This window comes from Streptomyces sindenensis (assembly GCF_014649035.1).
GTDB classification, from domain to species: Bacteria; Actinomycetota; Actinomycetes; order Streptomycetales; family Streptomycetaceae; genus Streptomyces; species Streptomyces sindenensis.
In genome coordinates, this window is the sequence record NZ_BMSG01000047.1 from 24,521 (window position 1) to 36,532 (window position 12,012).

9 protein-coding genes and 1 pseudogene are annotated in these 12,012 nt (G+C 70.6%); 6 read left to right on the forward strand and 4 right to left on the reverse strand.

Annotated features, from left to right (window positions below; genetic code table 11):
- The first annotated feature begins 205 nt into the window (after positions 1–205).
- Positions 206–673 (forward strand): anthrone oxygenase family protein, encoded by a 468-nt coding sequence (locus IE145_RS31360; RefSeq protein ID WP_229825985.1) that lies wholly within the window; start codon positions 206–208, stop codon positions 671–673.
- A 13-nt stretch (positions 674–686) separates the two neighbouring features.
- On the opposite strand, the pseudogene IE145_RS31365 reads toward IE145_RS31360, so the two are convergent.
- Positions 687–1,264, reverse strand: a pseudogene (locus tag IE145_RS31365) (GNAT family N-acetyltransferase).
- Positions 1,265–1,478: 214 nt separating this feature from the next.
- The gene (locus tag IE145_RS31370) at positions 1,479–2,342 is read right to left on the reverse strand and encodes a peptidoglycan-binding protein (RefSeq protein ID WP_189528813.1); all 864 of its coding nucleotides are present in this window, start codon (positions 2,340–2,342) and stop codon (positions 1,479–1,481) included.
- Positions 2,343–2,717: 375 nt separating this feature from the next.
- On the opposite strand from IE145_RS31370, the gene IE145_RS31375 reads away from it, so the two are divergent.
- The 5 genes from IE145_RS31375 (at position 2,718) to IE145_RS31395 (ending at position 8,097) form a co-directional block, all read left to right on the forward strand.
- Positions 2,718–3,911: a sensor histidine kinase gene (locus IE145_RS31375; RefSeq protein WP_189528814.1), complete on the forward strand. Its 1,194-nt coding sequence runs from the start codon at positions 2,718–2,720 to the stop codon at positions 3,909–3,911.
- Positions 3,908–4,576 carry a response regulator gene (locus IE145_RS31380; RefSeq protein WP_189528815.1) on the forward strand — a complete coding sequence of 223 codons (669 nt, stop codon included), beginning with the start codon at positions 3,908–3,910 and terminating at the stop codon, positions 4,574–4,576. The genes IE145_RS31375 and IE145_RS31380 overlap by 4 nt, the downstream gene beginning before the upstream one ends.
- A gap of 82 nt (positions 4,577–4,658) precedes the next feature.
- Entirely contained in the window at positions 4,659–5,603 is a 945-nt protein-coding gene (locus IE145_RS31385; RefSeq protein ID WP_189528816.1) for an ATP-binding cassette domain-containing protein, read from the forward strand.
- Positions 5,600–6,358 carry an ABC transporter permease subunit gene (locus IE145_RS31390; protein WP_189528817.1) on the forward strand — a complete coding sequence of 253 codons (759 nt, stop codon included), beginning with the start codon at positions 5,600–5,602 and terminating at the stop codon, positions 6,356–6,358. Before IE145_RS31385 ends, IE145_RS31390 begins: the two co-directional genes overlap by 4 nt.
- Positions 6,359–6,714: 356 nt before the next feature.
- Positions 6,715–8,097, forward strand: a complete 1,383-nt coding sequence (locus tag IE145_RS31395; RefSeq protein ID WP_189528818.1) for a tyrosine-type recombinase/integrase — start codon at positions 6,715–6,717, stop codon at positions 8,095–8,097.
- A 13-nt stretch (positions 8,098–8,110) separates the two neighbouring features.
- Here the strand turns inward: IE145_RS31395 and IE145_RS31400 are convergent, their stop codons facing one another.
- Positions 8,111–9,253: a Fic family protein gene (locus IE145_RS31400; protein WP_229825986.1), complete on the reverse strand. Its 1,143-nt coding sequence runs from the start codon at positions 9,251–9,253 to the stop codon at positions 8,111–8,113.
- Positions 9,254–10,216: 963 nt separating this feature from the next.
- Positions 10,217–11,737: an ABC-three component system protein gene (locus IE145_RS31405; protein ID WP_229825987.1), complete on the reverse strand. Its 1,521-nt coding sequence runs from the start codon at positions 11,735–11,737 to the stop codon at positions 10,217–10,219.
- Positions 11,738–12,012 lie beyond the last annotated feature (275 nt).

Consider the following 12,012-nt stretch of genomic DNA (forward strand, 5'->3'; position numbering starts at 1 on the left):
GGCCGAGGGCCGGGGTCCCGCCCGCACCGGACCGGGCCGAGGGCCGGGGTCCCGCCCGCACCGGACCGGGCCGAGGGCCGGGGTCCCGCCCGCACCGGACCGGGTCCCGTCCGCACCGGGCCCGCTCCGGTGCGGGCGCTCCGGAGCCCTCCGGTCGCTCGAAAATGTGTCCTGCGAACGGCCCCTCCGGGCCATGATGTCCGCCATGACCTCCCTCCTCCTGGTGCTCGCCACGATCGTCACCGGCCTCTACGCGGGCTTCATGCTGACCTTCCTGACCGGGATCATGCCCGGCCTCGCCGATCTGACGGACGAGCAGTTCGCCGCGGCCATGCGCCGGTTCAACGAGAAGGTCCCGGGGCCGGTCTTCCTGGTCCTGTTCCTCGGCGTCGTCGCGCTGCCCGCCGCCGCGTACTTCACGGGCCTCGGCGAGCACGACGGGGCGGCGGGGCCGGCCATCCTGGCCGCGCTGATCTGCTCGGTCGCGGGTCACGTGATCACCGTGGTCGGGAACATCCCGCTCAACAACGCCCTCGCCGCCTCCGAGGGCGGCGACGACGGCGCGGCCCGCGCGGCCTTCGAGTCCCGCTGGAATACTTTGCACCGGGTGCGCACGATGCTCTCGCTGGCGGCGTTCGTCCTGCTGGCCGTCGCGCTGCAGCGCTCCGGGTGAGGCGGAGGCCGGGCTACCGGCCGCTCCCCTCCCCGGCCTCGTCCCGCCCCGGATGCCGGGGGCCGAGCAGCACCACGAGGGCGGCCCTGCCCGGCACGGGCGCGCCGACTCGCCGCCACCCGGTCCGCTCGTACAGGCGCAGGGCCGCCTCGGCCCGCACCGAGGTCAGCAGCCAGCAACGGCCGCCCGGGACGGTCCCGGTCACCGCGCCCAGCAGCGCCGTGCCGAGCCCGCCGCCGTGAGCCTCGGCCGCGACCGCCAACTCGTTCACCTCCAGCGCCCCGCAGAGCCACGCCCGCGTACGCTCAGGACCGAGCGCTTCGGCGACCTGCCCATAGCTCCGCTCGGCCGGAAAGACCTCCGGGGTGATCCAGGCCGTGGCGAAACGGTCACCGTCCCGCCGGTCGTCGCCACCGCCGCCGTGAACCCGGGCCGGAGCGCGTCCCGGGCGAGCCGTTCCACGTAGACGTCGGCCTCCGCCGGATCCGCGTTCCAGGGCGGGGCCGCGAAGGCGCTCGCGTACACCTCGCGGATGCCGTCGGCGTACCGGATCACCTCGCCGGCCTGCACCGTTCGTACCTCGCTCGTCATCGCACCGTCCCTCGGAACCCCTTGGCGGACCATCGGCAGGTCACCGGTGCCGCGGGAAGCCCCAGGACCGTGCGCGCGAACTGCCGTACGCGGAACGCCCCTTCGCCCGGTGAGCCCGGCCGACGGGGCGCCTCAGCGGCGATCGTCGCGTGCGGCGGCCTGGATCGGTGCTCCGGAAGGGCGCGAGCCGGTCCGCCGCGAGGCGCGAGCACTGTCACACGTTGGGCACCTTGAGCCGGTCCCAACTGGTCTTCCCGGGAATGCCGTCCGCGTCCCCGCCGGTGTACCCCAGCTTGCGCTGCCACGCGGCGTACGACCTCCGGTCGGCCTCGGACCAGGCCGGGCCGGGGCCCACCGTATACCGCCCGCAGCCCTCGGCCACCAGCCGTCTGCCCATCGCCGTGACGATCGCGCTGTTCCGGCCGACCTTGAAGAACGCGGCCCCCGGGAAGGGCTCGTACGTCGGCTTCGGGGGCCCGTCCGGGGCGCCGCCCAGCCGCTTGCCGATCCGCGTACGCATCGAGTTCATCGTGAAGCCGCGCGGGTCGACCTTGCCCGGCTGCCACTCCAGGTGCCCGATCACGGAGCGCTGCGACCAGCCGTGCGCCCGGCAGACGGCGGCGGCGGCCCGCTCGATCGCCAGCAACTGGGCCGCCGGCCACGGGTCCTTCCCGTCACCGAGGTTGACGCACTCGAAGCCGTAGAAATGCCGGTTGCCGTCGGTGTTGGCCTCGTTGTCCGGGGGCAGCGCCTTCTCGGCGATGACGGCGCGCAGGACGTCGTCGTCGCCGAGCCCGGCGTGGTTGGCCCGCCCGTTCCCCACCAGGTGGACGGTCCCGTCCTTGGCGATGACGCCGTGGCAGAGCGGTCCCGGCAGGGCGGAGTGGCCGTTGTAGCAGAGCTCGACGGAGGACGCGGTGCCCGAGGTGACGGTGTGATGGATCATCACCCCGTGCGTCGGGCCCCAGGGGCCCTTGTGATTGCGGTTGTTGGTACGCCAGCTCCGGTGTTCGACGACGTGGAGGCCTTCGTCGCGGAGGGCTTTGAGCAGCTTGTCGGCGGACAGCGGCGTCGCCATGCGGCGCTCCTTTCCCTGATGGGGGCGTGGTTCACGCGGGCGCTTCGGGGTGCGGGCGGCGGGACCGGGGGCCGGCGGACGGCGGCAGGGAGCCGCGGATGTCCGCCGGGTGACGGGTGACGGCCGGGTGACGGGGGGCGGGGGGTTGGGGGGCCGGTCCTGGGGGAGAGGATTCCGCCTTTCGGAGCCCACCCGATCGATTTGCCCGCTTTCACGCCCTCACGAACGTCCCGTCGGGTGGAAGGTTTAACCGCATCTCGAACTTCCGTCCGGATGTGTCCGAACTTCTGCCCGAAGATCACGGGTTTCCCGGAGGCCGTCCTACTCCCGCTGTCGTATGCGGCGGGACGTTCCGCCTCCTACCGTGAGGGGGTGATGACCTTGGACCCCCTGGCCGCCCGGGTGCGGGCGCTGCCGCCGATCGTCGGGGATCTGCTGGTGGTGGCGGTGGTGGGGGCGTTCACCACCGCCGACGCGGCCGTCAACGAACCCGGCTACCGGCAGGCCGACGCGCTGACCTGGGCCCTCCTCGTGGTCTCGCTGGCGGCGCTCGTCGTACGCCGCCGCTGGCCCGTTCCGGTGGTCTGCGTGACCGGGGCGGCCTGCGCCGGGTGGGCGCTGCACGGGCACATCGGCGAGCTGCTGAACCTCCCGGTGATCGTGGCGCTGTACACGGTCGCGGTGCTGGGGAACCGCCGGCGCACCCTGTGGACCGGAGCGGTCGCCTCGACGGTCTCCGGCCTGGTGGCGCTGAAGGTCGGCCGGGACGTGGTGAACCCGCAGGGGCTGCCCGTCCTGGAGATGGTCTGGCCGCTCGTCCCGCTGCTCCTGGGCGAGGTGGTGCGGACCCGCCGGGAGCTGCTCGCGGAGTACGCGGCGCGCGCCGCCCGGGCCGAGGAGGACCGCGAACGGGAGGCCGCCCGCCGGGTCCGTCAGGAGCGGGTGCGGGTCGCCCGGGAGATCCACGACATCCTCGCGCACACGGTGAGCGCGATGACCGTGCAGGCCGGCGTGGCGCTCGACGCGCTGGACGCCGCGCCGGAGGTGTCACGGCAGGCGATGACCCAGGTACGGGCCTCGGGCAAGGAGGCCGTACGGGAACTGCGCGCCACGCTCTCGGTGCTGCGCGCCGCGGAGTCCACGGCCCCGGCGCCCCGCCTCGACCAGCTGGGGGAACTGGTCGCGGGGGTCGGGGCGGGCGGCGTACGGGTCAGCCTGCGGCGGGACACCGGGGACACCGCGCTTCCCGTGGTCGTCGAGGCCACGGCGTACCGGATCGTGCAGGAGGCGCTGACCAACGTGGTGAAGCACTCCGCCGCGCGGCACGCCGCCGTGTCGGTGACCTGTGACGGCGGCCGGCTGACCGTCGAGGTGGTCGACGAGGGTCCGTCGGCGCACCCGCCCGCCGCCCCCGACTCGGAGCGGGGCTTCGGCCTGATCGGGATGCGGGAGCGGGCGGTCGCGGTGGGCGGCGGCGTCACGTACGGTCCGGTGCCGGGCGGCGGATTCCGCGTCCGGGCCGAACTGCCGACGGAAGCCGGACCGCCGACGGAAGGAGCGTCCCCATGACCGTCCGTGTGGTCCTCGCCGACGACCAGACCGTCGTACGGGCCGGATTCCGCGCCCTCCTCGACCTCACCGACGACCTGGTCGTCGTCGCGGAGGCGGCCGACGGGGCCCGGGCCGTAGAGGCGGTCCGCACGACCCGCCCGGACGTCGTCCTGATGGACATCCGGATGCCCGGTGTCGACGGCCTGGAGGCCACCCGCCGGATCGCCGAGGACCGCTCGCTCGACCGGGTCCGGGTGGTCATGCTCACCACGTACCAGGTCGACGCGTACGTCTTCGAGGCCCTCCGCCACGGCGCCGCGGGCTTTCTGCTCAAGGACATTGAGCCGGACGATCTGCGTTCCGCGATCCGCACGGTCGCGGCGGGCCGCGGTCTGCTCGCCCCCGCCGTCACCCGCCGGGTGATCGAGGAGTTCGCCCGGCTGAAGGCCCCCGAGGCGGCGGGCGCCGAACGGCTCGCCGTGCTGACCGGCCGGGAGCGCGAGGTGATGGCACTCGTCGCCGCCGGACTGTCCAACGAGGAGATCGGCCGGGCGCTGATCATGAGCCCGCTGACTGCGAAGACCCATGTCAGCCGGACCATGACCAAGCTGGGCGCCCGCGACCGGGCGCAACTGGTGGTGATGGCGTACGAAACCGGCCTGGTCAGAGCGGGCGAAGGCTGAAGCGGTCCCTACTCCGGCGGGAGTAGGGACCGGCTCCCGCCGGAGGATTCACGATCGGGCGCCCGCTCGTAGCGTCGGCCGCATGATCGAAGCAACGGAACTCACCAAACGCTACGGCGACCGGACCGCCGTGGACCGGCTGTCGTTCACCGTCCGGCCCGGCCGGGTGACCGGCTTCCTCGGCCCGAACGGCGCCGGCAAATCGACCACCATGCGCCTGATCCTCGGCCTGGACTCCGCGAGCGCGGGGCGGGTCACCGTGGGCGGCAAGGACTACGCGGACCTGCCCGTACCGCTGCGGGCGGTCGGCTCGCTGCTGGACGCCAAGGGCGTCCACGGCGGCCGCTCCGCCTACCACCACCTGGCCGCACTCGCCGCGAGCAACGGCATCCCGCGCCGCCGCGTCGAGGAGGTGCTCGACCTGGTCGGGCTGCCCGAGCAGACGGCCCGCCGACGCACCAAGGGCTTCTCGCTCGGCATGGGCCAGCGGCTCGGGATCGCGGCGGCGCTGATCGGCGACCCGGAGGTGCTGATCCTCGACGAACCGGTCAACGGCCTCGACACCGAGGGCATCCGCTGGATCCGGGGACTGATGCGGTCGCTGGCGGCGGAGGGCCGCACGGTCTTCCTCTCCAGCCACCTCATGAGCGAGATGGAGCTGACGGCCGACCACATCGTCGTGATCGGACAGGGCCGGCTCCTCGCGGACACGACCATGCGCGACTTCATCGAGACCAACTCCCGCGCGCACACGCTCGTACGGTCCCCCGAACCGGAGAAGCTCCGGGCCCTGCTGGAGATGGCGGGGGCGCGGGTTTGTCTGGAGCCCACGGGCGGCTGGCGGGTCGAAGGGCCGGACGCCGCCGCCATCGGTGACCTGGCCCGCGACCACGGCGTCGCCGTCCATGAACTCACCCCCGCGCATTCCTCCTTGGAGGAGGTCTACACGGCGCTCTCGCAGTCCTCGGTGGAGTACCGCACCGAGAACGAGCCCACCGCGCCCCACCGGAAGGAGGCAGTCCGATGACGACGACAGCCGCTCCCGGGGCTCAGGCCCTGGCCCACGAGTGGATCAAGTTCCGCAGCGTGCGCTCCACGGTGTGGACGGCGGTGGCCACCGCCGTACTCCCCGTTCTGGGCGCGGTGTTCGTCGCCACGAGCGGAAGCCTCCAGTCCGACGACACGGTCCTGGGCGGCAGCCTCACGCTCTCCGTCGTCGCCCAGATGCTGGCGGCGGTGGTGGGCGCGCTGGTGGTGACGGGGGAGTACAGCAGCGGCACCATCCGGACGACGTTCGCGGCCCGCCCCCGCCGCTCCGGGGTCCTCGCCGCCAAGGCCGTCCTGGTGGCGGGCGTGATGTACGTCCTCGCCCTGGCCTCGTGCACGCTCGCCTACCTCGTCGGGGACGCCCTGCTGCCCGAGGGCCGGTACGCCCAGGGCGAGCCGCTGCCCGCCCTGTTCGGGATCGCCGCGTCCTTCGCGGTGGCCGCCGTGCTGGGCCTCGCCGTCGGCACCCTGGTCCGCCACTCCGCCGGGGCGGTCACCACGGTGATCGGCCTGCTGCTCCTGCCGTCCCTGTTCGGCCCGCTCTTCGGCGACGCGGAACGCTGGATCGCCGGCCTCTCCCCGACGGCCGCCCTGGAGAAGCTCACCCAGACGTCGGACGCCGCCGCCGCGTCCGTGGGCAGCCTCGGCCCCTGGCCCTCCCTGCTCCTGGTGGCCGGGTACACGACGGCGCTGATGCTCGGGGCGCTGGTGCTGCTCCGGCGGCGGGATGTGTAGAGGGGCCGGGGCCCCCTCGCTTACGCCGCCATGACGCCGGGCCCGCTAACGTCCCCCTGGCCGACGAAAGGCCCTCCTGCGCGGAGGGCCTCACGGTCATGCGGTCGGTGCGCCCCCGGCAGGACTCGAACCTGCGGCCAAGCGCTTAGAAGACACTTATTCTAACGTTATCTCTACCGCTCTGACCTGGCATTTTATAACCCGGTGACGTATCGTCAGCCATTTTGGGGGACGCATGTGGGACGATCTTGCTCGCCGACTGGTGGTGGGACCATGGAGGGAGAGTCCGTAGCGATTCGGGGACCCGTTTCCTTGACGAGGGGCGCCACGGGCGAGATCTGATCGAGGTGCCGACCATGGATACCACCTTTGACGTCAGGGTCTGGCAGATAGAGCGAGGCTCCGGGAAGCTGCGCGAGTCCTACGGGGTCCGCTGGTCCGTCGCTGGAAAGCGCCATCGCAAGACGTTCCAGACGTTCGCGTTGGCCGACGGTTTCCGAGCGGAGCTGGTGACCGCGACGCACGCCGGAGAACCGTTCAACATGTCGTCCGGCTTGCCGGAACGGCATGAGCCGAGAGCATCCACGGTCGGGTGGTACGACTTCGCCGTCCAGTTCGCGGACGCCCAGTGGCCACGTGTGTCGGCGAATCACCGGAAGAACACGGCTCGCACGTTGATGATCGTCACCACTGCGCTGATGGACCGGGATCCACCGGGCGTCCCTTCTCGCCGGGTCCGTACGGCCCTGAGCGATTGGGCTTTCAACACCAACCGCCGTGACGAGGCCCCGGATGACGTGGCCGCGGTACTCGGCTGGGTGCGGCGGCACACTCCGACCATGGACGCCTGGACCGATCCGCTCATCGTCCAGGACGTGCTGCTGGTACTGGGAACGCTGCTGGACGGGAGACGGGCGGCCGCCTCGTCCGTGAAGCGGCATCGACGGGTCCTGCATCTGCTGATGAGGTATGCGATCGTCCGCGGCATTCTGCCGTCCGACCCTGTTCCCGAGTCGCGGAGCCTCACACAGCGGTCTGCCGGTGCGATCGACCGACGCCGTCTGCTGAACGAGCGGCTGGCTGCGCAGCTGCTCGACTGGATACGCGACCGGCCGCGCAGCGGGCAAAGACTGCAAGCATTCTTCGCCACGTTGTACTTCACAGGGCTACGTCCGGAAGAAGCGGTCGCGCTGCGTGTCTCGGACCTTGTCCTGCCTGCATCCGGGGTAGGGCAGTGGGCCGACATCGTGGTCCACACCGCCGAGCCCGAGATCGGGCGCACGTGGACCGACAGTGGAACCCGGCACGATCAGCGACGTCTGAAAGCCAGAGCAGAGGGTGAAACACGCATAGTGCCGTGCCCTCCGACCCTGTCCACCCTCTTGCGGGCGCGTATCCAGGAGGCGAGCCTGCGCCCCGGCGATCGACTCGTTCCCGGGGAACGCGGCGGAGTTCTCGCCGGTTCCGTCTACCGCCGTATGTGGGACCACGCCCGCAGGGCAACCCTGCCACCCCACGTATACGCTTCACCGACGGGGCAATGCGTATACGACCTTCGGCACACCAGGCTGACGATGTGGCTGAACAACGGCATTCCGCCTGCTCAGGTGGCAGAGTGGGCCGGCACCAGTGTTGCCATGCTGTTCGCCACATACGCGCAGCGCATCAGTGGTCAAGAGCGAGATCTGCGGCAGCGACTCGACGAGATGCCGGACGTCTCGGCCACCCTGATCGCGTGATCGCTGGTGAGGATCACCGCTCGCGCCGGTAGGGGTCCGTGTACGGCTCCATGGACTGGCGGACCTCGTCCCGGACCGGGTCCATGAGGGGCCCGGGGGCGTAGTAGCGGGCGCGGGCCTTTCCATGGGGGACGAGCCAGCCGCGGGCGACGAGCTCCCGGATGTCGCGGATGGCTTGCTGGTCGCTGAGGTCGGCGTCCTGCTGGTAGACGGTGCGGCGCACCTTCGCGTCGGAGAAGGCGGGCAGCAGGGCATAGACCACCCGCTCGTCCAGACCGGTGGCCTCGACGCCTTCGACCAGACGGGTCCAGGCCCGCGACATGACATCGAAGCGGCGCTGGGCCTGCTGGGCCTGGCGGTGGTGGGCGGTCAGGCAGAACCGGATCCAGGGGCGGGTATCCCGCTCGGGGCTCCAGTGCGGTCCGCCCACCTCCTCCAGGATCTGGTAGTAGGCGTAGGTGTTCTGTCCCCGGCCGAGCCATTCCTCGATGGAGGAGAATTCGGCGGGCATCAGGGCCTCGCGGGAGAACACCAGGGTGGACAGGGCGCGGGACATGCGCCCGTTGCCGTCCTTCCATGGATGGATCTTGACGAGGTTGAGGTGGGCCATGGAGGCGCGGACGTGGACGGGTGTGTCGAGGTCGCCCTCGTTGAGCCAATCGATGAACTCCGACATCAGAGCGGGAACGTCCGTCTGGTCCGGGGCGGTGTAGGCGGGGACCAGGGGGTCGTCGGGGCTGGTGACGTAGACGGGGCCGTCGCGCCAGCGGCCGGGGCGCTTGTCGAGGTGGTGGCCCTGGAGCATGAAGTGCAGGCCGTTGAGCAGGCCGGCGTCGTAGCGGAAGTCGTCTCCGGCGTCGGCGAGGGCCTGGATGTAGGTCATGCCGCGCTGGTAGCCCTCCAACTCGGAACGAGTCTTCTCTCCAGTCTCCAGGGGTTCCTCACCCGACATGAGGGCTTCCACGTCGTCGACCGTCGCCGCGTACCCCTCGATGGTGTTCGATCCGGCGATGGCGCGGGCGGTGAGGTTGCGGCGCAGCTGACGGGTCCAGCGTGGGGTGGCGCGGAGCATGTGGCGCAGGGAGCGGCGCATGCTCTCGATCTCGTCGAGGGCGCGGCGGTCGTCGGCGTTCAGGGAAGGCGTTACGTACAGCATGACCCCATGACATGATAATTGTGTCACGGAGTCAACCTGGCGCTGATGTGATTCCTTGCCCTGGCCCGCAGCTCAGTCGTTTCTGTGGGCCTCTGGATGCGGCTTGAAGCACCCTGCCGCTGCGCAGGTGGTGGGTGCAGGCATCAGCCCGGCCGCCCCGGTCGTGAGGGTCCTGCTCATGGGCGGACCGGACGTGCATCGGGCGCCGGAAGGGCGCAGCGGGTCGATCTCCGCCCAGGGAGTGAGCGTGGCTGTCGGGTCGCCGCGTTCGGGGAGCCAGGTGGCAAGCCGCCTCCGACCGGCGCCGGTGTAGGCCGGACGGTCTTCCGGCGCCTTGGAGAGGAGTTCGAGCGAGGCTTTCCAGGTCCGAGGGGAAGTCAGGACGCAGGGTTGCGTAGAGGGGGCGCAGCCCAACCGTGCCGTCCGTGGATCTTCTGCCCACCGAGCGCCGCTCCCGTACGTCACGGCCGGACAAACACCCGTACAAGCCAGGCCGCTCACTTGGACAGCCTGCCCGCACCGCCAGACGGTCACGCTCTGTACGGCTTCGGGGGCTCCCCGCAGAAAATCGCACACATCACTCTCGGTGATGTGAACCGGGAAGCCGGGGCCGTGGTCCCCTCAACCAGGCGCGCAAGCCGAGCTCTTGAGCTTTACGGCTCTCTGCGCGACTACGCGTCGCGGCGCCCGCGCGTTTGCCGTGTCGCCAGGGGCCGGCGCGCTGTGCACCACTCTCCGAACGGTCCTCGAGGCGGCGGCCTGGGCGGGAGTGAACTGTGGATCGAGGACAGTGACGTCTGCAGCGACAGGTGGCTGACGCCACAACACCCTGGCAGTTCCGGCGAGTCGGGGAATGGACTGCCCCTTCTCGAGGTGCTCGCCGACGACTGGGGCGTGCGCTCGGACCACTGCGGAGACAAGATGGTGTGGGCCGTGTGCCGCCAGTGAGGTGCGATGGTCGAGTCAGAAGCGGAACCCGAACAGTCCGCCCTCATCGTAGGCGTCGGTTAGGCGGGGCTCGATGAGGTAGGGAGAGGGGTCGAAGCCGCCCAGGCGGGCGCGTTCCAGCTTGTCCCAGTTGAATGTCACGATGTACTGGAGACCTTCTTCCTCGGCGACCTCGGACGCCAGCGTCAACGCCTCAGTCACCTGGCGGTCGTCCACCCCGTCGAAGAGATGGCTGTCGTGGACTAGGAAGCCGGGCCCACGGTCGTGGCGGAGGGCGATCACTGCGGCCGTGAGATCGAGGCAGAAAATCACCATCTTGTTGATGCCGACGCTGCCTTGACTGTCGACATGTGCGGAGATTTCCAAGCTGCTGGTGCCGGCTCTGATGGTGAGGTATGCCTGCCGGTCCTGCCCGTAGAGGCGGCGAGCGAAGCGGGCGAAGAGCCACGTGGCCTCCCGGGTCTGCTCGCCGCGCTCCTCCAGGTCGAGCTCCAGTTCCTCCTGGAGCTCGACGCGCTGCGCCGTGATCTCCCGCTGGCTGGCCTCCATGAACTGCGCCGTCTCATGCTGTTTGCGCAGCGCTTCGAGTGCCGCCTGTTTCTGAGCGAGCAACTGCTGGAGCGCCGTGAGGCCGTCGAGGGCGCCTCCGTCGCGCAATGCGCTTAGTGTCTCGGTGAGCTCCTCACCGAGACGGTCGCGCTCGTGTTCGCGCGCCGTGAGTCTGGCCTGCGTCTCCTCGATCTCGTCGGCGAGGTAGCGGCGGCGGTTGCGGACGATGGACGCGTGGAAGCCACGTACGTCCTCGAAGGAGCGGTGTACCCGGTCGGGCAGAACAACGCCCAGTTCCCGGTACATGGCGTCCACGTACGCCGTGTCTTGTTCGTTTGCCTCCTCCACTGCCCGCTGTAGTTCCGCCAGGTTTCGACGGTCGATCACGTCCTGCTCCGGGAGCGAGCGGACTCTCTTGTCCAACCCGTCGGCTCGCGCCTGAAGTTCTGCGTACGCGGGCACAACGTGGAAGGAGGCGATCTGCTCGCGGAGCCGGTTCACGTCGCCCTCCGCGACAATGATCCGTCCGCGCAGGTCCGCCGTCGTGCCGACGACCTGGTGCCAGGATGGATCGTTCATCGCCGACCGCAGCTGCCGTCGGGTCGCTTCCCGTGAGGCGATGTCGCGGTAGCCGGCGGCGAGTCGCCAGTCCAGGCCGAGGAGATAGGCGAGGTTGGCCGCAGCCTCGGCCGTCGGCTGCTGCGGATGGGTCCGCACCGGGTCGTTGAAGGCGTGTGATCCGACGCGGCGTACGAGAAGCGACAGCAGGGCCCGCCCCGAGATGCCGGGATGGTCGGCGGGCAGCCGGAAGAGGTTCGTCTCGATCCGTGTTCTCCACTCCGTCACAGGCATCTCACGGGCGTGGTTGAACGCGAAGAGCTCTCCGGCCTCGCCCTCGGTGCCGTCTGGAGCGTCGGTCAGGACGACTCCCTGCTGGGCACCGCGTCTGCTCACTTTTACCGGCTCCTCGTGCCCGGGCCAGTCCAAGGTCAGAGTGAAGAAAGTGCGCCGAAGTCGGGTGTGGCCGGGCAGGCTGCCTTTACCGGCCTGAGCCCCCAGGGTGAAGTGCAGCAGCTCTACCAGGCTGGACTTGCCGGTGCCGTTGCGACTGTCCGTCTTCCTTGCTCCGGGGTGGGTCTCGGCGACCAGAAGATTGAGGCCGCGCCGGAACTCAACGGGGCGGAACCGAGGATCGTCAGCGCTCAGAAAGTGTTGGGTAACTGATCAACTGCTGCTTGTAGTCGACGGCGGTGATCTTCGTG